The following is a 19,592-nucleotide window of genomic DNA, read 5'->3' on the forward strand; positions in this document are numbered from 1 at the left end:
GGGAGAAACATACCTGATTACCTGAGCGGGCGATTTCAGTCGTAGCCGAACAGGAACGCCGGCGTCAGATCGGCGGCGATGACCACCAGCGCCGCCAGCGCGATTCCCGGCCCGAAGGGGATGCCCCTGCGCTCGCCGTCCGGTGCGACGGCGAACCGCCCGACCAGGGGGGCCAGCGCCAGGGCGGCCAGCGCCCCGAACAGGGCGGTCAGGACGACGGCCGGCACGCCGCCCCAGGCCCCGACCGCGGCCATCAGCTTCCAGTCCCCCGGCGCCAGCGCCTCCTGGCCGGCCAGACGCCGCCCGACGGCGGCGACCGCGGCCATCGCGCCCCAGCCGGTGGCGGCACCGATCACGGCATCGCCGGCCCCGATGGCATCGAGCCCGCAGGCCGACAGCGCCGCCGCGACCAGCCCGGTCCAGAGTGCCCCGAGGGTCAGACCGTCCGGCAGATAGGCGCTGCGGCCGTCGACCAGGGCCGCGACATAGAGAAAGCCCGCCAGAAGCTGGAGCAGCAGCGCCCGTTCGGCCGGGACATGACCGGGCGTCAGGGCGAGGGTCGCCACCATCACGAGCACCCCGCCCCCCTCCATCGCCGGCCAGAGCCACGACAGGCGATCGCGTCCGCAGGCACAGCGCCCGCGCAGAACCAGCCGGCCGACCAGGGGCGTCGCCTGCAGCCAGGACAGCGGCCGGTCGCAGGCAAGACAGCGCGAGCCCGGACGCAACAGCGCATCGGGCGGCAGGCGTCCCTCGATCATGGCCGGCCAGCGTTCCACGGCGACGGTCGCGAAACTGCCGACCAGAAGGCCCCAGACGGCCGCGAGCGCGAAGCCCGCGCCGGGTGGCAACAGATCCGCGATGGCGCGGATCGTCATCAGAATGTCACCGACCGGCGTGCACATTCCGCTCATGTCCGTCTCGTCCCTGCTTCTCGCCTGCGTCCTCAACGCGTCCCAACTCTACGGCGTGCCGCCTGCCGGCATCATGGCCGTGATGCGGGCCGAAGGCGGCACCACGGGCGCCGTCAGCGAGAACGGCAACGGCAGCCGCGACATCGGGCCGATGCAGGTGAACAGCCTCTGGCTGCCGGTCCTGGCCGAGGGCTGGGGCGTCGACGAGGCGGCGGCGGAGGCCGCGCTGCGCGACCGGCCCTGCACCAATGTCGCCGTCGGCACCTGGATCCTGGCCGACTGCATCCGCCGCCGGGGCGGCGATTTCTGGGCGGGGGTCGGCTGCTATCATGCACCAAGCAACGACGATCGCGCCCGCGCCTATGCCGGCCGCGTCGCCGACCGCGCCACGGAACTCTTCGGATCCCGGGTGTTTCGAAAGCCCCCGCCCCTTCATCGGAACGACCTGACCCAATAGGGCCGCGCCGGATCGCCGGTGAATTCGATCACGGCACGGCGCCGCGCGACCGCGTCCGGGCCCAGCCGCGCCTCGACCGTGATCCGGATCATCACCAGGTCCAGGGGCTCGCGCTCGCCGGGCGTATCGGCCTCGGGCGCGGGATCGGCCTTGCGGGCACGGATCATGGCCTCCAGGTCCTCGGGCCCGGCGCCCGCCATGATCGCCATGATCGCCATGATCTCCGGTTTCGCCCAGCGGCCGTCGACCATGGCCTGATCGGCCCGGGGCACCAGGCTGATCAGCGGCAGCAGGCGATCGAGCAGGGCCCGGTCCATGCCCTTCAGGACCGCCAGTTCGCCCGCCTCGCGGATCGGGCCGTTGCGCGGCGCGAGGCCGGCGGCGGCATAGGCCGCCCGCTCCGCTCCGCCGGGACGCGTCTCGTCGTCCGCGTCGATCCAGTCGCCCAGCGCCGCCGCCAACCCGTCGAGCCGCGCCCCGCCCGCCCCGACATAGGCGAGCAGCGCACGGAGAACAGGACCGGAAATGGCGTTCAGGGGCACGAAGGCGCGCTCGTCCTCGATCACCACGGTGACGGCGATCCCGTCGAACGTGAGGGCGCGAGGTTTGCCGTCGCGCGCCCAGCGCCGGCGCGGATCCCGGAGGGCGGCACCGTGGATCGCGAGCGCGAGGCCCGAATCCGCCGCCGCCGAAAGCCGGGCGGCGGTGACGCGAGCCTGCAACAGGGCGCCGACGCCCCGCCCCCAGTCGACCATGGCGAGGGCGACGAGGGCGAAGGCGGCGACGCCGACGATCGCCGCCGGCAGGGCGAAGCCGCGTCCGCGCTCGCCCCCGCGCCTCATGGCGCCGCTTTGTCCGCCGCGACGGGCAAGGGTTCGATGCTCCGGATCGTGTCGCGCAATTCATCGGTGACGCGGCGGGCATCGACAGCGTTGCGGATGACCCGGGGCGTCAGAAGGATCAGCAGTTCCGTCCGCTCCCGCGTCCGCGACTTGGCGCCGAACAGCGCGCCCAGCACCGGGATCTTGCGCAGCACCGGAATGCCGGAGCCGCCCTCCTGCCGGTCCTCGGTGATCAGGCCGCCGAGCGCCACGGTCTGCCCGTCCTGAACCGCTATGGAGCTGGCGATGCGGCGCTGCTGGATGGTCGGTGAATCGAGGTCGGAAGTGCTGGTCTTCACCACATTGCTGACCTCCTGCGCGATGTCGAGGAGGACGAGACCATTGTCGTTCACCCGCGGCGTGATGCGCAGGATGATGCCGGTGTCGCGATATTCGATGGAATTCACCACCCGCGAGTCCGACGTATCGACGCTCTGCGCCGACTGGGTCGCGATCGGCACCTGATCGCCGACCTGAAGGGTGGCGGTCTGATTGTTGAGGACGAGGAGCTTCGGCGCCGAGACGACGTCGATGTTCGTCACCTCGGACAATGCGTTCAGGACGCCGGTGATGCTGTCGCCGTTCGAGACCAGATAGGAAAAGCCCGGGAAGATCTGGCCGATGGCGCCGCTGGCGAATTCGCTGAGGGTGAAGCTGCTGTTGCCGGTCTGGAAGAACCATTGCACGCCGTAGCGCAGTTCCTCGTTCAGGGTGACTTCGGTCACGGCGGATTCGATCATCACCTGCAGGGGCAATACGTCGAGCCGGCGCAGCGCATCCTCGACGATCTCATATTGCGCGGGCCGGGCGTGGACGACGATCGAATTTGTGGTCTCGTCGGCGCTGATGGTCACCGCGCCCTCGTTCTCGCCCAGATCGAAGGACAGGGGCGCCGTGGTCGCTGTGCCGTCCATGGTGGGCATGGGCAGGCTGTCGTCGGTCTCGAAGCCGGGCATGGTGGTGCCGCCGGCGCCGGCGAGGCTGGCCGTGCCCGACGCGGCGGGCGACGGCGACGGCGAAGCCGCCGTGGTCGTGGCGGCGGCGGACGCCCCCTCGCCCCCGAAGGCATTGGCCAGCACCTTGGCCAGATCGGCGGCGCGGCCGTTCTGTACCCGATAGACGAAGAGCCGACGGCGCGTGCCCTGGGCTTCCTGGTCCAGCATGTCGACGAGGCCGCGCACCCGCTCCAGATAATCCGCCCGGGTCGAGATGACGAGGACGCCGTTCACCTGGCGGATCGGCACGAAGCGAAGCGTGCCGGCGGTCGGAACACCTTCGGCGTTCAGCAATTGGGTCAATTGCTCGACGAGGCCGGTGACCTCGGTCCAGCGCGGCACGATCAGGCCGAAGGAGACGCCCCGCAGCCAGTCGACGTCGAACTGCCCGATCAGGTCGCGCAGGCTGCGCCGGCTCTCGGTATTGCCGGTGACGAGGATCTGGGCATGGGCCTCGTCCGCCGCGATCTTGGCGTCGGGCGGCACCAGGGGCTGCAACAGGGCGCGCAATTCCTCGGCCCCGACGAAGCGGAGCGGAATCGCCTCGGTGCCATAGCCGGGCTCCCCCGCGCCGACCATGGCGCCCCGGCGCTGGGCATCGCGCAACGGCAGCACGGTGTAGAGATCGCCTTCCCTGAGAATGCCGAGCTCGGCCGCGCGCAGGCTGACCTCGAAGGTGCGCAGCACGTCCTGGCGCCGGATCGGGCGGCCGGTCTGGATCGTCAACTGGCCCTCGGCCTCCGGCGCCACGGCATAGGTCAGGCCCAGAATGTCGCCCAGCACCGCCTTGGCGACATCGCGCACGTCGGCATTGGTGAAGTTCAGATTGACGTCGCCATCCGCCGTCTCGCGTATCGCCGTCGGGGCCGGCCCCACCAATTGGCCGGTGCCCCGGATGATGCGGCTGCGGCCGCGCGGCGCGGTGATGCGGGGCGGCCCGTCGTCGAGACCGATCGGTGTCGCCAGCGGCGCCGGTGCCGGCGCGGGCGGCGGGGCGGTGACGGCGGTGGCCGTGGTGCCGACCACCGTTGCGCCGTCGACCGTGGTCGGCGCTTCCGACGTGCGGCTGCGGCAACCCGCGACGGCAAGGCCGAGCAGGAGGAGGAGAACGAAGGGGGTTGCGCGCTTCATGGCGTGCCTTTCGGAACTTCGAGCACGAGACGTCTGTCGCCGCGCGTCAGGGTGACGGCGCCGGGCGCGATCGCCTCGACGCGCCAGCCGGCGACGCTCTGCCCCGGCAGGACGCGGAGCGCCGCGCCCCCCGGGCCGCGCAGCAGGGCGGTGGCGGCATCGGCGGCGGTGCCGATGCCGATGACCTGGAACATGTCGGCATCGGCCGCCGGGCCGTCGTCCGCCGGTGGCCGGCGGTCGGGGGCGAACAGCGGCCGGGCCAGGATCGCCGCGCGCTCGCCGGCGGCCGGCATGAAGTCGGCCGCCGCCGCTTCGGGCAGCGGTGCCGCGCCGCCCGCCGGGGCCTCGGTGCCGGGCGGGATCAGGATCTGCGCCCCAGCCAGGGCGATCAGCGCGAGACTAGCCACCGCCAGCCCCCGATGGGCCGAGAGCCCCTTCAGCGCGGACGAGAGCGCCGAGTTCGAGGCGGACGGATAGGCGGCCGTCGCCGTCCGCGCGGCGGCGAAGGGCCAGCGTTTCGACAAGGGCATAGGGGGCCTCCCCTTCCAGCCTGGACAGGCAATCGTTCAATTGTTCGTAGGTCGCCTCGGCCTCGATCGCGAGACGGAGCCGGCCGTCGGCAGCCGGCAATTCCTCGATCCCGGTCAGCAGCGCCCCCGCTTCGCCGAAGAGGCCGGCGACCTGGGCCTGGAACATGCCGAGGGCGGCGACGCCGTCTTCCGCCGGCAGGCCGAAGGCTGCGGCATTCGCCGTCTGCGCTTCCGACCGCGTCCGCCAGGCGGCGGCCTGGGACAGCAGGCGTGTCGCCGCCGTCGCTTCCCGTTCGAGGGCGGCGCGTTCCGCCGCGCGTGCCCGGAAGCCATCGACCAGCGGCACCACCACCAGCCCGGCGACGAGGATCAAGGCGCCCGCCAGCAGGCCGAGGGCGAGGATGCGGCGCTCACGCGGGGTCATGGGTTTCATGGCGTCCCCTCCGGCAGGCGGGCGGTGAGATCGAAACGCTCGCCATCCCATGCGGCCGGCGCCGCGACCTCGAGGCCGGCGGCGGCGACCAGGGCGGCGACGTCGGTCCCGGCCGGCGCATGGCCGGCGATGCGGATGTCCCTGCCCTGCCAGTCGAGGCTTTCGAGCCAGACCCCGTCCGGCAGGGCCACGGTCAGGCGTTGCAGGAGGTCGAGCGCCCCCGGCCCCTGTTTCAGCGCGACGAAAGCGGCGCGGCGCTCGTCCTCCGCCGTCACGCCGCGGCGGAGCGCCGCGATCCGCTGCGCCAGCGGGCGCTGACCCTCCACCTGATCGCGCAGGCGATCCAGTGCCGTCCGGTCGCGCACCACCGCGATCCCGATGTTGAGCGCGACCAGCAGCCCGACCAGCAGCCATAGCCGGGTCCGCCAGCGCCCGGTGGCTGAGGTGCCGCCCGCCGCCTTCTGGAAATCGAAGCGCGCCCTGCCCTCCGCCGAAACGAGGGCGATCGCGGCCGGCGCCACGCGGTGGGTGGCCAATTGGGCCTTCAGGGCATCGAGATCGTCGCGCCGCATCAGGGCCAGGGTGATCCGCCGCATCACGCCGCGCGCCAGCCCGCCCCCGCCCGTGTCGACCATGACGTCGAAGACGACATCGGCGGGGCGGAACGGCGTCAGGCGGTCGAGATCGAGTTCGATCATGCGCGCCAGATCGGCGGGCGACGGCACGGGGTAGTCGAATTCGCCGACCAGCACGCTTTCCGGCGGCACGGCGAAGACGGCACCGGCGGCGGCCTTCCGCGTCGGCGCCTCGATCCGCGTCCAGCCCGCGGGCGACGGCCGGTGCAGCACCAGGCGCCCCGCTTCGAGCGTCAGGAAGGCGCGCGGCCCCGACGGCCCGCGCCAGCGCGCCGGCAGCATGCCGCGCAATTCCCCGATCCACCAGGAAAGCCCGCGCGAAAGCTGCCGCCCCAGGGTGGCCATGTCCATCTGCATGAGGTCGCGGAATTTCATGGTCATCGCCCCGCGCAGCGCCCGGCGATCTCGCCCTGGACGCAGTCGACGTCGACGGTTGTCACGGGATGGACCAGCAGCGCCGGCCACCAGCGCCCGTCGCCCGCCGGAAACTCGACCTCGATCCGGACCAGACGGGGCGGCCGCGCCTGCCCTGCCCAGTCGCGCCGCCATTCGCCCGCATCGTCGAGATAGGCGATGGCGAGACGGCGCACGCCGCGCAGCAGAACCTCCGGCGTCGCATCCCGGCGGGCAAGGCCGGGGCGGCCGGACAGCACCAGATCGCCGCCCGCGATTTCGAGATGATAGCGCCGCATCGGGCCCGGCCCCCCGGCCTCGGGCGGCGGCGCCCAGAAGGTCAGATTGCGGTCGTCGCCGCCGAAATCGGCCACGGGCGGGCCCTGGTCGTAGCGGGTGGCGGGCCAGGCCCGGGTGATCCGCTGGCGCAGCAGGGCCTGCGCGCCCTCGATCGTCTCGGCGGTCGCGGTCCGGCGCATCGCCCCGCCGACCAGCAGGGAACCGGAAGCCACCCCCTGCAGCATCAGGAGGGAGAGAAAGGCCAGCAGCGCCAGCGCCACCAGGCTCTCGACCAGGGAGACGCCGCGCTGGCGGGATGCGCGGTCACGGGTCAAGGCGGATACTCCCCAACACGACGAGGGGGGTCGTGACGCCATCGCGGCGGACGGAGACGGTGACGAACCAGAGATCGCCGGCCAGGCTCTGCCCCTTCGCGCCATAGGGCCGGCTCTCGATCCGATAGACCAGCGGCCCGGCGCGGCCGGTCACCGGCGCCCCGCCCAGGGGATAGGCGCGGCCCGCCGCCTCGATCTGCGATTGCGCGACCACCAGGGCGGCCTGGCGGTCTCCCTGCTCCCGCGCGCGAAGACTGCCGTCGCCGACCACGGCGAAGAGCGTGCCGAGGCCGAGCGCCACGATGGCCAGCGCCACCAGCACTTCGATCAGGGCGGCGCCGCGCTGCCGGGCCCCGCTCACCGCGACACCCCGCGTGTGACGGCACCGGTCGCCGGGTCGACGGCGACGGCGATCCGCCGACCCTCCGCCGATACGGTCAGGCCGGCGCCGGCGACGGAACCGTCGGGAAAGAAGGTGACGGCACCATCGAGCCGCAGCCCGTCGGGCAGCGCGCGGCGGCGATCCGGCGGAAAACGATAGGCAGTGCCGCCGTCGACGGCGGTTAGCGCCCGCCCGCCGGTCCCGGTCAGGGCGGCGCCCCGCGTCAGGCGCAGATCGGCCATCAGGCGTTCCACCGCACGGCCGGTCTCGTGATGCGAGCGCAGCCGTTCGAAGGATGGAAACACGACGAGCGCGCCGAGGCTCATGATCGCCAGGACGACCATGGTCTCGATTAGCGTGGCGCCGCGTTCACCAGTTGCCGACATCCTGGTCCTCGCCGCTGCCGCCCTCGGCCCCGTCGGCGCCGAGACTGTAGACGTCCACTTCGCCGTGCTCGCCCGGGTTCCTGTAGAGATAGGGCCGGCCCCAGGGATCGCGCAGCCCCTCGGCCCGGCGCAGATAGGGCCCGTTCCAGCCGGGCGCGGCCTTGGGCGCCTCGATCAGGGCGGCGAGACCGTCCGCCTCGCTCGGATAGCGGCCGGTGTCGAGACGATAGAGTTCCAGGCTGGCGGTGACGTTCTGCACCTGGACCTTGGCGGTCTGGCTGCGTGACGAGCCGAGGTAGCGCAGCACCTGCGGCCCGACCACGGCGGCCAGCAGCCCCAGGATGGCCAGCACCACCAGAAGCTCGATCAGGGTGAAGCCGCGCTGGCGGCGGCGCTTGATGGGATTGGTCATTTCAGGGGTCATTGCAGGGCCAGATCGTTGATGCCGAGCAGGGCCGACATGATGGCGGCGATGATGCCGGCGACCAGAAGGCCGAGGACGATGGTGATCACCGGCGTCATCAGGCCGACCAGCCGCGCGGTCGTGGCGCGCACCTCGCGGTCCAGAACATCGGCGAGGCGGGCGAGCATGGGCGCCAGTTGCGCCGTTTCCTCGCCGGTACGGAGAAAACCGATGGCGAGGCGCGGAAACACCCCGGCGGCGGCGAGCGGCCCGGCCAGCCCCCCGCCCTCGCCGAGGCGCTGGGCGACCGGCGCGACCGCCGCCGCCATATGGCGGTTGCCGAGGGTGCGGCCGGCGATGGCCAGCGCCGTGGGCAGGGCGACGCCGCCGTCGACCAGGGCCGACAGGGTGCGGGCGAAACGCGCCGTCCCCGCCTCCGCCACCAGCCGGCCGAGAACCGGCAGACGCAGGATCCGCCGGTCGAGCGCCAGACGGACGGCGGGCAGCGCCAGCAGCCGGCTGGCGGCGAAGCCGGCGAGGACGAGGCCGATCAGCAGCCACAGGCCCTGCTCCCGGATGAAGCGGCTGACCCCGACCACGAGGGCGGTCACCGGCGGCAGATCGCCGCCGAGATCGGCGAACAGGGTCTCGAACTGGGGAATGACCACCAGCATCATCAGGAGGATGACGCCCAGCGCCACCACCAGCAGCATGGCCGGATAGAACAGGGCGGCATTGAGGGTGCGGCGCAATTCGGCCTGGCGCTCCAGGGTCTCGGCCAGGCTGGCCAGGGCGCCGGCCAGATCGCCGCCCGCCTCCCCCGCCTCGGCCAGGGCGATGGCGGTCGGATCGAACAGGCCGTCGGCTTCCGCCATGGCGCGGGCCAGCGGCAGGCCGGATTTCACGCGCTCGCGAAGGCCGGCGATGGCGCGCGCCAGGGCGGGGTCGCGCTGGTTCTCGACGGTCAGGGCCAACGCCCGTTCCAGGGTCAGACCGGCGCGCAGCAGCACGGCCAATTGCCCGACCGCATCCGGCAGCGCCTTTACCGCCGCGCCCCTGCGCCGCGACCGCCCGGGTTCCGCCGCGCGCAATTCCTCGACCTCGATCACGGCGAGACCGTCGACGCGCAGGCGTTCGACCAGGGCGTCGCGGTCGGCGGCGCTGGCGCTGCCCTGACGGATCTCGCCGCTGGCGGGGACCACGGCGCGATAGCGATAGGCCGCCATCTCAGCCGTCCCTCGTCACGCGCAGGACTTCGTCGACGGTGGTCAGGCCGGCGGCGACCTTGTCGATGCCATCCTGGAGCATGGGGCGCAGCCCCTCGGCCGTGGCGGTGCGGGCGATGTCCCGCGCTTCCGCCCGGGCCAGCACCAGACGGGCCAGGGCATCGCTCATGACCAGAAGCTCGGTGACGGCGACCCGCCCGCGATAGCCGCTGCCGCCGCAGGCGGAACAGCCCACGGCGCGATGGAAGCGCAGGTCTTCCCGGGGCGGCAGGCCGAGCGCCGCCAATGCCTCCGCCGTCGGGACATAGGCTTCGCGGCAGGCCGGGCACAGGCGGCGGACGAGACGCTGGGCCAGCACCGCGCTCAGGGTGGAGGTCACCAGATAGGGTTCGGCGCCCATGTCCAGCAGGCGGGTGACCGCGCTCGCGGCGTCGTTGGTGTGCAGGGTCGAGAGGATGGTATGGCCGGTCAGCGATGCCTGGATCGCCACCTGCACGGTTTCGAGATCGCGGATCTCGCCCACCATCATCACGTCCGGATCCTGGCGCAGGAAGGAGCGCAGCGCCGACGCGAAGTCGAGACCGATGCGCGGCCGGACCTGGGTCTGGCTGATGCCGTCCAGGCGGTATTCGATCGGATCCTCCACCGTCAGGATCTTGCGCTCGGCGGTGTTGAGTTCGGTCAGGGAGGCATAGAGCGTGGTCGTCTTGCCGCTGCCGGTCGGCCCGGTGACGAGGACGATGCCATGGGGCCGGTGCAGCGCCCGCCGCCATGCCGCCGTCAGATCCGGCGAAAAGCCGAGGGCGGCGAAATCGAGCGCCAGATGGGAACGGTCGAGCACGCGCAGCACCACCGCCTCGCCATGAATGACCGGCGCGGTGGCGACGCGGAAATCGATGTCGTGGCCGCGCACGGCGAAACGCAGGCGCCCGTCCTGGGGCAGGCGCCGCTCGGCGATGTCGAGGCCGGCCATGACCTTGATGCGGGAGACCACGGCGGCGCGTAGGGCCGGTGCCAGCACTTCCTGATCGATCAGGGCGCCGTCGATCCTGAAGCGCACCTTCAACCCGTCCTCCGCCGGCTCCAGATGGATGTCGGAAGCCTGAAGGTCGACCGCCCGCGTGATCAGGCCGTTGACCAGCCGCACCACCGGGGCGTCGGAGGAGAGATCGCGCATGCGTTCGAGATCGGCATCGTCCGCCGCCGCCGTGCCCTCGTCCGCCGGACCGGCATGGCCGGCATAGAGCCGGTCCAGCGCCTCCTCGACGTCGCGGCCCTCGGCGACGAAGGCACGGACGGGGCGGCCCAGGGCGAAGGCGATGGCGCGGGCGGCGAAGCCGTCGAAGGGATCGACCAGGGCGACGTCCACCGCTTCCGCCGTCTCGCGGAGCGGCACGGCGCGGGCCCGGCGCAGGAAGCGGGGCGACAGTCGGCCGGGCGCCACCACCTCCCCCGGGAAATCGGCGGCGGCGGCGATGGGCAGCGCGAGCGCGCCGGCACAGGCTTCCGCCAGGGCGCGTTCCGAGACCATGCCGAGGCGCGTCAGCACGCGGTCCAGCGCCTCCCCGGTCTCGGCCTGGACCAGGCGGGCGCGGGCCAGGGTCTCCGGCGCGAGCACGGCCCGGTCGAGGAGCAGCGCGGCCATGTCGGCCGGCCCCGACGGCGGTGCCCTGTCCCCGCGTGCTGTCTCCACCGGCGCCACTCCGAACCCTTAAGCAAACAAGCCTGTCAGTGAAGGCGCGACACTAGCGCCGCACTATGACGGGTTTGTTTCAATTCCCCCCATCGCCCCCCGAAACCTCGGAATAGAGGGACCGAAGCCGCGCCTTTCACGCACCGGCACGGGTAACGGCGCGGTGATAACCAATCTCAATTAGAAGCGCCGCAGCTTCCCGGCATGATGACGCGATGCACATCGGACCGAATCCGTCATGACCGGGATCACCATCGTTCTCGGCGGCCTGCTGACCGTTCTGGGCGCGCTGTGCCTCTATGCGGCCGCGCCCGCGCAGAAGATGCTGCCGGCGCCTGCCGGGTGGCGCGGCGCCGTGCTGGGCGGTACCGGACTTGGGGCCGCGCTCGGCGTCCTGATGGCCGCGATGGGGCCGGCCGGGGCCATCTATACCGCCGTCACCGTGGCCATGACCGTCTGGTCCCTCGCCCCCCTGGCGCTCGCCTTCCGCCGCCGGAAGGAAGCCGCGCGATGAGCACCCGGGCGATGTCTGGCCGCCTCTCCAGCCGCAACTGGTTCGGCAAATCCGCGGCGGGGCTGGTGCTCGGCTATGGCATCGCCATCGCCTGTTCGGGGCTGATCGCCCTCGCCGGCCCCATGGCCGACAACGGCAAGATGCAGTTCGTCATGTGGATGGTGCCGCCGGTCTGGTGCGGTGTCCTCGGTTTCTGTTTCCTGTTCCGCGACGGCTGGCGGGCCTGGGGTTGGCTGGGTCTCGCCAATATCCTGCTCTTCGGCGCCTTTTTCGCCGGGCGGGCGCTGTTGCATTAGGACGTTTCGATGCGTACCGACGTCGTCACCATGTACCGCGACATCCATTCCTGGGTGGGTATCGCCTGCGGCCTGTTCCTGTTCACCGCCTTCTATGCCGGCGCCTTCACCATGTTCGAGGGCGCGATCGGGCAATGGACGGCGCCGCCCGCCGGCCTGTCGCCGCCGCCCGCCCTGAGCGAGACGCCGCGCCTGATCGCGGAAACATTGGCGGCCCGGCCCGACGCGGCGGGCGAATTCCGCATCATCGTCACCCCGCGCGCCGATCTGCCGGCGCGTCTGGTCTGGCCCGACCACGGCGAGGCGGCGGCGGGCGATGAGGACGAGCACGGCCGGGAACGGCTGCTGGGCGCCAGTTTCGCCGCCGACGGCAGCCTCGAGGTCGCGCCGATCGCGGCCAGCGGCGCCGCCGGCTTCATCGACATGCTGCACCAGCAGGTGGGCGTGCCCCTGGAACGGGACACCGCCCTGATCATCACCGGGATCGTCTCCCTGCTCTATGCCGTTGCGCTGATCTCCGGCGTGATCGTGCTGTTGCCGAGCCTGGTGAAGGATCTGTTCAAATTCCGCTTCGGGCGGAACTTCAAGCGCATGTGGCTGGACATCCACAACGGCCTCGGCCTGTTCAGCCTGCCGTTCCATATCGTCATGGCCGTGACCTCGGTCGTCTTCGCCTTCCACGACCAGATCTACGACACCCAGGACGTCGTCTTCTACGACGGCAAGATCCAGACGATGTGGAGCCGGCCCGCCGTCTCGCCCCATCCGCCGGAAACGCCGCTGCTGGCGGGCGATGAAATCGTCGCCCGCGTCGGCGAACAGGCGCCGGGTTTCGAGGTCCATACGCTCGCCTATCGCCGCGCGCCCGACGGCCGCCTCGTCCTGATGGTCTGGGGCGAGGATCCGCGCTATGCCAGCCGCGCGCCGGAAGGCGGGCTGATCAACGTCGATCCCCATGACGGCGGCATCCTGGACCGGAGTTACCTGCCCGGTGCCACGGACGGCTGGCAGCCGTCGGTCAACACCTTCTTCGCCCTGCATTTCGGCACTTTCGGCGGCGACGTGATCCGCTGGAACTATTTCGTTCTCGGGCTGGCCGGCGCCTTCCTGATCTATTCGGGCAATATCCTGTGGGTCGATGCCCGGCGCCGGCGGGAGACGCGCGGCGGTGGGCGCGAGGGGCGGACGACCCAGGCGCTCGACCGTCTCACCGTCGGCTGGATGCTGGGCACCATGGCCGGCATCTCCCTGATCGTGGCGGTCGCGAAATGGCTGCCGGGCCTCGGCATCGATGCCGCGCCCTGGATCGAACCCACCTTCTTCGCCTGCTTCCTCGGCGCCATCGCCTGGGCCTTCGTCCGGCCCCGCGCGCGGATCGGTTTCGAACTCTTCGGCCTTGCCGCCATTGCCACCGCACTCGTGCCCCTCGGCAGCCTGCTCGGCCTGTTCGGTGCGGCCTGGAACCACCCCTGGCCGCTCTGGGCCGTCGATGCCGTCGCCGTCGCGGGCGTGTTGTTCTTCGCCGTTCACGCCGCTCGGATGAAGCGCGTCGCCGTTGCCGCCTGATCCCGGGAACAGGTTACCGGTGATTGGTTTTTAATAATGAGAATCGCTCTCATCACTCCCTAGGATGCGCCGACTCGCTGCCCGCGGCCCCGCCGCAGGCGTTCATTCGTTGCTGGGGAAATGCCATGCGTTCAAACCGTCTCACCACCGATGCCCAGACATCCCGGGCCCTGCGCCGCCTGGCCGCCGCCGCGAGCCCGCTGATCCTCGCGCTCGCCGCCGGTCCCGCCCTGGCGCAGACCGAGGCGGAGACGGAAAGCACCGTCCTGCCGACGGTCGTGGTGACGGCGTCGGGCGGGGCGGTCGAACTGGAGGACGCGCCGGCGACCATCACCGTCGTCACCGCCGAAGAGATCGCCAAGATGGGCGCCAGCGACGTGCGCCAGGTGCTGTCGCGTATCGAGGGCATCACCCTCGGGCGCAGCGGCAATCAGACCACGGTGCAGATCCGCGGCATGAGCGAGCGCTATACCCTGTTCCTGGTCGACGGCAAGCGCGTCTCTTCCGCCCCCAACCTGTTCCGGGGCAACGACTATGATTCCGGCTGGGTCCCGGTCGACGCCATCGAGCGGATCGAGGTGATCCACGGTCCGATGTCCACCCTCTACGGCTCGGACGCCATGGGCGGCGTCGTCAACATCATCACCAAGAAGGCGACGGGCAAATGGTCCGGCTCCTTCACCGCCGACTATACCGCGCAGGAAAACCGCGACGCCGGCGACGAGGCGAGCGCCGGCTTCTTCATCTCCGGCCCATTGATCGAGGACAAGCTGAGCCTCAAGATCTTCGGCGGCTGGGACCGGCGCAACGCCGACGATCCCACCCTGAACCCGACGCCGACCCTGGCCGGCTTCGGCGAGGACGACGACCGCTACGCGGATGCGACGCTGACCTGGTTCGCCGATGCCGACAATGAATTCAGCCTGAACTACGGCTTCTCGCGACGCGATCACAGCGATTTCCCGCTGGAGCGTCACGCCCTGTCCCTCGGCCATCGCGGCACCTACGATTTCGGCGAGACCGACCTCCAGCTCTGGGGCGACCGCATCCACAACGAATACGGCCACGGCAATGTCGCCGGTGTCGACCAGCCGAACACCGCCTATAACGCCGGCGTCGACGGCAAACTGGTGATGCCCGTCACCCTTGGCCTCGACCAGACCGTGACGCTCGGCGCGTCGCACCGCTATCAGCGGATCGAGGACGAATTCGTCCTGACCGGCGGCGGCGACACCACGTCTTCCGTCAGCCAGAGCGCGATCTTCGTCGAGGACGAGATCGCGGTGACCGAGGATTTCCTCGTCACCCTGGGCGGGCGCGGCGATTTCCACGAGAATTTCGGCAGCCATTTCAGCCCGCGCATCTACGGCGTCTTCCATGTCACCGACAACGTCACGCTGAGGGGCGGCTGGTCTACCGCCTTCAAGGCCCCGACCCTGCTGGAGAACAGCCCCAACTGGCTGCAGATCTCCTGCGGCGGCGGCTGTTTCCTGGTCGGCAGCGATGATCTCGATCCCGAGACCAGCCAGACCGTGGAAATCGGCGTCTCCTATGCCGATGCGCTGTGGTCGGGCGCCGTCACCCTGTTCCGCAACGACATCGAGGACATGATCCCCTTCCCGCCCGCGCGGACGGGCGATCCCGTCCTGGCCACGACCTTCAGCAATTTCGTCGGCCTCGACTCTCTCGGCCGGCCGATCTTCAGCTACGAGAACATCGACGAGGCCCGCACCCAGGGCATCGAGGCGAATGTCTCCGTCAGACCGACCGAGACTCTGACGATCAGCGCCAATTACACCTATCTCGATGCCGAGGCCCAGAGCGGCGTGAAGCGCCCCCTGATCTACCAGCCGGAGCATTCGGCCAATCTGGCGCTCGACTGGCAGGCGACCGAAGCCCTAGACCTTTCCGTCGCCGTCAACTATGTGGGCGAGCAATATACGTCGGTGCCGACCAACGGCAATCTGGCCAATGCGACGACCGTCGATTCCTTCGTCACCAGCGACGTCATCGCCAGCTACGACGTGAACGACCACCTGACCGTGCGCGCCGGCGTCCTGAACATCGCCGACAAGACGGTGACGCGGACCATCGGCAATGATTTCAACGTCGACGGCCGGCGCTTCTTCTTGTCGACCACCGCCAGCTTCTGAACGAGAAGGGGCGCCACCCGGCCGTGGCGCCCCGTCCCCGTCGCCCTGTCGGGCGGCGGATCAGAAGATCGCGCGCAAGAGCAGGAAGGCGCCGGCGCTGAGGATGCCGGCGGCCGGCAGGGTGATGACCCAGGCGAGCGCGATCGGCTTCATCAGATCCCAATTGGTCTGCTTGTTGACGAGACCGATGCCAAGCACGGCGCCGATCAGAATATGGGTGCTCGACACCGGCAGGCCGAAGGTCGAGGCCAGCATGACGACACCCGCCGCCGCCAGTTCCGCCGAGAAGCCCGAGGCCGGGTGGATCTCGGTCAGATTGTGACCGACGGTGGCGATCACTTCCTTGCCGATGAACCAGAGGCCGACGATCAGGGCGACGCCGAAGGTGACCATGGCGATGGTCGGCACCGCGACATTCGCCTCCATGCCGCCGCTGCGCAGCACGTCGAGGATGGCCGCGAAGGGACCGATCGCATTGGCGATGTCGTTGGAGCCGTGGCTGAAGGCGAAGCCCGACGCCGTGAAGACCTGCATCCAGGAGAAGATCAGGAAGGTCGCCCGATCCAGGGTCTCGCCCTTCAGGGTCTTGGCGAAGATCAGCGTGCCCATCCACACGGCCGCGCCGATCATGCCCATGATCAGATAGTTGTGCAGCGTGGTCAGGCCGAGATCGATGTGCTTCAGGCCCTTGAACAGCACCATGGACGAAATGATCATGGCGCCGATGGCGGCGACCATGGGCACCCAGCTTTCCAGCGCCTTGTGGGCGTTGATCTGGCCGCGCTTCTCGTCGATCGCGTGCAGCTCGCGGTAATATTCGGATTCGAGTTCGTTCGGATCGAAATCATCGTCGCTGGCCAGCGAGACGTCGCGCGCCAGCGCATGGGTATAGGAGATCTGCTGGATTTCCGACAGGCGCTCGAAGGCTTCCTTGTGCTTGCGGTTGTGCTCGCGCTTTTCCGCCCTGATCTGCGCCAGCTTGGCGCTGGCCGCGTCGTTGAAGGCCAGGATGTGCTTCTTGATCTGGAAATAGAGCACATAGGCGACCACGCCGCCGAGCACCGGCGACAGCACCCAGGAGACGGCGATCAGGCCGATCTTGTCCCATTTGACGAGGCCGAAGGCATCGTCCGTGCCGCTCATCAGGATGCCGAGGGTGATCGACGAACCGACGATGGCGCCGACGATCGAATGGGTGGTCGAGACCGGATAGCCCTTCTTGGTCGCATAGAGCAGCCAGAAGGCAGCGGCGACCAGGGCCGACATCATGATGTAGACGAAGTCGAGGGGCTGGACCGTCATGCCGCCCAGATCGACGATGCCGCCACGGATGGTGCTGGTCACCTCGCCGCCGGCGATGACCGCGCCGCTGACCTCGAAGATCGCGGCGATGGCCAGCGCCTGCTTGATGGTCAGGGTGCCGGCGCCGACGCTGGTGCCGAAGGAATTGGCGACGTCGTTGCCGCCGATGTTGAAGGCCATGAACACGCCGAACAGCGTGGCGAGCAGCAGCAGCACCCAGTTGTTGCCGTTGGTGTAGCCGATGGCCCAATAGTAGAAATAGCCCGTCGCGATGATGAAGATCGCGCCGAAGAACAGGCTGAGCGGGGAAATCCCCGTCCCGCCGCTCATCCCGCCCGTCGCGGGATTGGTGTCCGTGGTCATGTCTGCCCCTTTCAAAGCCCCTCCGGACCGCGGTGCCGCAGTGCGGAAATACCCGATTCCTACTATGGGGAGATGTGTGACATCGTGATGATGATCGGCTGACGCTCGCGCGCAAAACTTGTTGCAATTCGGCGTAGATCGGACCGGATGTTCGCCGATCCGGTGATAATGCGGCGCAGCGAAAATCCGCCGATTTGAGCAAGATCAATTCGGCACCGCAAAAATCCGTTCACTATTCCTGATCACCGCTCGGTCGTCGCTTCTCAGTCAACCAAGGGGGGATCCATGTTCGGTCCAACGTCCGTTTCCCCGAACCCTCATCCTCTGGCCGGTACCGTGCCGCTGCCGCACCGCGGGTCGAGCCGCGCGCCTGGCGCCGACCGGACGGAAATGGCGCTCTATGGCATCTACGAGATTTCCAAGCTGCTGGCCATGCCGGCCCGGATGGAGATCAACCTGGCGGGCGTGCTGTCCCTGCTGTCCTCTTTCCTGGACATGCGGAACGGCTTAATCGCGCTGCTCGACGGCACGGGCGCGCCCGAGATCGTCGTCGGCTCCGGCTGGTCGGAAGCGACGGCGAAGCGCTATTTCCGGCGCCTGCCCGAACGCGCGATCGGCCGCATCGTCGTCACCCAGACCCCGCTGGTGGTCGAGAATGTCGCCCATGACCCCCTCTTCGCCGGGGTCGATTTCTCCACCTGGGGGCCGAAAGGCGTGTCCTATTCCTTCATCGGCGTGCCGATCAAGGTCGAGGACAGGGTGATCGGCACCCTGACCATCGACCGGAACTGGAACGAACAGCCCCATTTCCACTACGACCGCGATGTCCGCTTCCTGACCATGGTGGCCAATCTGGTCGGCCAGTCGGTGCGCCTGCAGCGTCTGATCGCCCAGGACCGCCAGCGCCTGATCGCCGAACAGCACCGCCTGGCGAAGGCCATGGCGGATTCCGTGCGCTCCCAGCGCGGCCTGACCGCCCAGAGCGGCGAGCGCCACGGCGTCGTCGGCGACAGCCCGGCGATCCGCGCCGTGCTCGACAAGGTCCGCATCGTTGCCCGTTCCCACACCACGGTGCTGCTGCGCGGGGAGTCCGGCACCGGCAAGGAATTGTTCGCCCAGGCCCTGCACGAGATGTCGCCCCGCAACAAGGCCGCCTTCGTGAAGCTGAACTGCGCCGCTCTCCCCGAAAGCGTGCTCGAGAGCGAACTCTTCGGCCATGAGAAGGGCGCCTTCACCGGCGCCCATGCGCTGCGCAAGGGCCGCTTCGAGATGGCCGATGGCGGTACCCTCTTCCTCGACGAGATCGGCGAGATTTCGGCCATGTTCCAGGCCAAGCTGCTGCGCGTCATCCAGGAAGGCGAATTCGAGCGGGTCGGCGGTTCGAAGACGATCAAGACCGACGTCCGCCTGATCGCGGCCACCAACCGCAATCTCGAGGAAGCGGTCGCCAAGGGCGATTTCAGGGCCGATCTCTATTACCGGATCAGCGTCGTGCCCCTGTTCCTGCCGCCGCTGCGCGACCGGCCGAGCGACATCCCGAAACTGGCCCGCGAATTCCTGCGCCGCTTCAACGAGGAGAACGGCACCCATCTGACGCTGACCGAGAATGCGGTTCAGGTCCTCTCGGGTTGCTATTTCCCGGGCAACGTCCGCGAACTCGAGAATTGCGTGCGCCGAACCGCGACCCTTGCCCATGGTCCCTCCCTGACCGGCCCGGATTTCGCCTGCCGCAACGACGGCTGCCTGTCCGCCATGCTGTGGAAGGGCCCGGCGCGGGATGCGGTACCGGCCGGTTTCCAGCCCCTGCCCATCGCCCCGCGCAATGGCGCACCGGCGGCGGCTTTGCCGCCGGCCCCCGCGACCAGCGCCGATGAGCCCCCGGAGGCCGGCGGCGAATGGCCGGCAGGCTGCCCCGCCCCCGGCCATTGCCCCGCGACCGGCGACGGCAAGTCGGAGAAGGAACGCCTGGTCGAAGCCATGGAGACCGCCGGCTGGGTCCAGGCCAAGGCCGCCCGCCTGCTGGGCCTGACGCCGCGCCAGATGGGCTACGCGCTGCGCAAGCACGACATCCCGATCAAGAAGTTCTGATCAGGGCTTTCCGACCGACACTCCTCGTCTTCAAAAACCCGTCGTCCCGGCGTAAGCCGGGACCTCCATCCGGATTGAGCTCTTTCCTGCGAAAGGTCCCGGCCTACGCCGGGAGGACGGTGTGGGATGGACAACGCTCGTCCGACGTTTTGTCGGGGGTGCGACAAACGTCCGACAAAACGTCGGACCTCTGCCCGGGCCGTTTTCCGCGCGCCCAGTGATAACCCCGTCAAATCA

At 69.8% G+C, this 19,592-nt stretch carries 19 protein-coding genes; 6 read left to right on the forward strand and 13 right to left on the reverse strand.

Annotated features, from left to right (window positions below; all coding sequences use genetic code 11):
- Positions 1-35: 35 nt before the first annotated feature.
- Entirely contained in the window at positions 36-914 is an 879-nt protein-coding gene (locus L2U69_RS03890; protein ID WP_236105242.1) for a prepilin peptidase, read from the reverse strand.
- Here L2U69_RS03890 and L2U69_RS03895 point away from each other — a divergent pair.
- The gene (locus L2U69_RS03895) at positions 913-1,371 is read left to right on the forward strand and encodes a lytic transglycosylase domain-containing protein (RefSeq protein WP_236105243.1); all 459 of its coding nucleotides are present in this window, start codon (positions 913-915) and stop codon (positions 1,369-1,371) included. The genes L2U69_RS03890 and L2U69_RS03895 overlap by 2 nt on opposite strands.
- Here the strand turns inward: L2U69_RS03895 and L2U69_RS03900 are convergent.
- From L2U69_RS03900 to L2U69_RS03950, 11 genes are read right to left on the reverse strand one after another with little or no spacing between them, the layout of a single operon-like run.
- Positions 1,347-2,213, reverse strand: a complete 867-nt coding sequence (locus L2U69_RS03900) for a type II secretion system minor pseudopilin (RefSeq protein WP_236105244.1) — start codon at positions 2,211-2,213, stop codon at positions 1,347-1,349. The two genes, L2U69_RS03895 and L2U69_RS03900, sit on opposite strands and share 25 nt — an antisense overlap.
- The gene (gspD, locus tag L2U69_RS03905) at positions 2,210-4,378 is read right to left on the reverse strand and encodes a type II secretion system secretin GspD (protein WP_236105245.1); all 2,169 of its coding nucleotides are present in this window, start codon (positions 4,376-4,378) and stop codon (positions 2,210-2,212) included. The genes L2U69_RS03900 and gspD overlap by 4 nt, the downstream gene beginning before the upstream one ends.
- Positions 4,375-4,785 (reverse strand): hypothetical protein, encoded by a 411-nt coding sequence (locus L2U69_RS03910; RefSeq protein ID WP_236105246.1) that lies wholly within the window; start codon positions 4,783-4,785, stop codon positions 4,375-4,377. Before L2U69_RS03910 ends, gspD begins: the two co-directional genes overlap by 4 nt.
- On the reverse strand, positions 4,778-5,341 hold the full coding sequence (gene gspM / locus L2U69_RS03915; protein ID WP_236105247.1) for a type II secretion system protein GspM: 564 nt from the start codon (positions 5,339-5,341) through the stop codon (positions 4,778-4,780). The genes L2U69_RS03910 and gspM overlap by 8 nt, the downstream gene beginning before the upstream one ends.
- Complete coding sequence (locus tag L2U69_RS03920) at positions 5,338-6,351, reverse strand: PilN domain-containing protein (protein ID WP_236105248.1); 1,014 nt, start codon at positions 6,349-6,351, stop codon at positions 5,338-5,340. Before L2U69_RS03920 ends, gspM begins: the two co-directional genes overlap by 4 nt.
- 2 nt (positions 6,352-6,353) lie before the next feature.
- A complete protein-coding gene (locus L2U69_RS03925; protein WP_236105249.1) occupies positions 6,354-6,983 on the reverse strand; it encodes a prepilin-type N-terminal cleavage/methylation domain-containing protein in 630 nt (209 codons plus the stop codon).
- Positions 6,973-7,344: a type IV pilus modification PilV family protein gene (locus L2U69_RS03930; RefSeq protein ID WP_236105250.1), complete on the reverse strand. Its 372-nt coding sequence runs from the start codon at positions 7,342-7,344 to the stop codon at positions 6,973-6,975. Before L2U69_RS03930 ends, L2U69_RS03925 begins: the two co-directional genes overlap by 11 nt.
- Positions 7,341-7,751, reverse strand: a complete 411-nt coding sequence (locus L2U69_RS03935; RefSeq protein WP_236105251.1) for a prepilin-type N-terminal cleavage/methylation domain-containing protein — start codon at positions 7,749-7,751, stop codon at positions 7,341-7,343. The genes L2U69_RS03930 and L2U69_RS03935 overlap by 4 nt, the downstream gene beginning before the upstream one ends.
- Positions 7,735-8,163, reverse strand: coding sequence for a type II secretion system major pseudopilin GspG (gene gspG, locus L2U69_RS03940; RefSeq protein ID WP_236105252.1), 429 nt, complete (start codon positions 8,161-8,163; stop codon positions 7,735-7,737). The genes L2U69_RS03935 and gspG overlap by 17 nt, the downstream gene beginning before the upstream one ends.
- Positions 8,164-8,171: 8 nt before the next feature.
- Positions 8,172-9,380 carry a type II secretion system F family protein gene (locus tag L2U69_RS03945; RefSeq protein WP_236105253.1) on the reverse strand — a complete coding sequence of 403 codons (1,209 nt, stop codon included), beginning with the start codon at positions 9,378-9,380 and terminating at the stop codon, positions 8,172-8,174.
- Between the two features lies 1 nt (position 9,381).
- Entirely contained in the window at positions 9,382-11,025 is a 1,644-nt protein-coding gene (locus L2U69_RS03950; RefSeq protein WP_236105254.1) for a GspE/PulE family protein, read from the reverse strand.
- A 286-nt stretch (positions 11,026-11,311) separates the two neighbouring features.
- Between L2U69_RS03950 and L2U69_RS03955 the strand changes: the two genes are divergently transcribed.
- From L2U69_RS03955 to L2U69_RS03970, 4 genes are all read left to right on the forward strand, one after another.
- Positions 11,312-11,587 (forward strand): hypothetical protein, encoded by a 276-nt coding sequence (locus L2U69_RS03955; RefSeq protein ID WP_236105255.1) that lies wholly within the window; start codon positions 11,312-11,314, stop codon positions 11,585-11,587.
- Positions 11,584-11,883: a hypothetical protein gene (locus L2U69_RS03960; protein WP_236105256.1), complete on the forward strand. Its 300-nt coding sequence runs from the start codon at positions 11,584-11,586 to the stop codon at positions 11,881-11,883. The genes L2U69_RS03955 and L2U69_RS03960 overlap by 4 nt, the downstream gene beginning before the upstream one ends.
- A 9-nt stretch (positions 11,884-11,892) precedes the next feature.
- The gene (locus L2U69_RS03965; RefSeq protein ID WP_236105257.1) at positions 11,893-13,449 is read left to right on the forward strand and encodes a PepSY-associated TM helix domain-containing protein; all 1,557 of its coding nucleotides are present in this window, start codon (positions 11,893-11,895) and stop codon (positions 13,447-13,449) included.
- 125 nt (positions 13,450-13,574) lie between these two features.
- Positions 13,575-15,602, forward strand: coding sequence for a TonB-dependent receptor domain-containing protein (locus tag L2U69_RS03970; RefSeq protein ID WP_236105258.1), 2,028 nt, complete (start codon positions 13,575-13,577; stop codon positions 15,600-15,602).
- 60 nt (positions 15,603-15,662) lie between these two features.
- Here the strand turns inward: L2U69_RS03970 and L2U69_RS03975 are convergent, their stop codons facing one another.
- Positions 15,663-17,267, reverse strand: coding sequence for an inorganic phosphate transporter (locus tag L2U69_RS03975; protein ID WP_236105259.1), 1,605 nt, complete (start codon positions 17,265-17,267; stop codon positions 15,663-15,665).
- Between the two features lie 285 nt (positions 17,268-17,552).
- On the opposite strand from L2U69_RS03975, the gene nifA reads away from it, so the two are divergent.
- On the forward strand, positions 17,553-19,355 hold the full coding sequence (gene nifA / locus L2U69_RS03980; protein WP_236105260.1) for a nif-specific transcriptional activator NifA: 1,803 nt from the start codon (positions 17,553-17,555) through the stop codon (positions 19,353-19,355).
- Positions 19,356-19,592 lie beyond the last annotated feature (237 nt).

This window comes from Zavarzinia marina, from assembly GCF_021568905.1.
GTDB lineage: Bacteria > Pseudomonadota > Alphaproteobacteria > Zavarziniales > Zavarziniaceae > Zavarzinia > Zavarzinia marina.

What these genes read in the sequence shown, in the direction of transcription:
- L2U69_RS03900 (WP_236105244.1), bottom strand. Translation starts at nt 2,213, where the DNA reads ATGAGGCGCGGGGGCGAGCGCGGACGCGGCTTCGCCCTGCCGGCGGCG.
- gspD (WP_236105245.1), bottom strand. Translation starts at nt 4,378, where the DNA reads ATGAAGCGCGCAACCCCCTTCGTTCTCCTCCTCCTGCTCGGCCTTGCC.
- nifA (WP_236105260.1), top strand. Translation starts at nt 17,553, where the DNA reads ATGTTCGGTCCAACGTCCGTTTCCCCGAACCCTCATCCTCTGGCCGGT.
- L2U69_RS03950 (WP_236105254.1), bottom strand. Translation starts at nt 11,025, where the DNA reads ATGGCCGCGCTGCTCCTCGACCGGGCCGTGCTCGCGCCGGAGACCCTG.
- L2U69_RS03895 (WP_236105243.1), top strand. Translation starts at nt 913, where the DNA reads ATGTCCGTCTCGTCCCTGCTTCTCGCCTGCGTCCTCAACGCGTCCCAA.
- gspM (WP_236105247.1), bottom strand. Translation starts at nt 5,341, where the DNA reads ATGAAACCCATGACCCCGCGTGAGCGCCGCATCCTCGCCCTCGGCCTG.
- L2U69_RS03920 (WP_236105248.1), bottom strand. Translation starts at nt 6,351, where the DNA reads ATGAAATTCCGCGACCTCATGCAGATGGACATGGCCACCCTGGGGCGG.
- L2U69_RS03890 (WP_236105242.1), bottom strand. Translation starts at nt 914, where the DNA reads ATGAGCGGAATGTGCACGCCGGTCGGTGACATTCTGATGACGATCCGC.
- L2U69_RS03955 (WP_236105255.1), top strand. Translation starts at nt 11,312, where the DNA reads ATGACCGGGATCACCATCGTTCTCGGCGGCCTGCTGACCGTTCTGGGC.
- L2U69_RS03945 (WP_236105253.1), bottom strand. Translation starts at nt 9,380, where the DNA reads ATGGCGGCCTATCGCTATCGCGCCGTGGTCCCCGCCAGCGGCGAGATC.
- L2U69_RS03935 (WP_236105251.1), bottom strand. Translation starts at nt 7,751, where the DNA reads ATGTCGGCAACTGGTGAACGCGGCGCCACGCTAATCGAGACCATGGTC.
- L2U69_RS03970 (WP_236105258.1), top strand. Translation starts at nt 13,575, where the DNA reads ATGCGTTCAAACCGTCTCACCACCGATGCCCAGACATCCCGGGCCCTG.
- L2U69_RS03975 (WP_236105259.1), bottom strand. Translation starts at nt 17,267, where the DNA reads ATGACCACGGACACCAATCCCGCGACGGGCGGGATGAGCGGCGGGACG.
- L2U69_RS03960 (WP_236105256.1), top strand. Translation starts at nt 11,584, where the DNA reads ATGAGCACCCGGGCGATGTCTGGCCGCCTCTCCAGCCGCAACTGGTTC.
- gspG (WP_236105252.1), bottom strand. Translation starts at nt 8,163, where the DNA reads ATGACCAATCCCATCAAGCGCCGCCGCCAGCGCGGCTTCACCCTGATC.
- L2U69_RS03965 (WP_236105257.1), top strand. Translation starts at nt 11,893, where the DNA reads ATGCGTACCGACGTCGTCACCATGTACCGCGACATCCATTCCTGGGTG.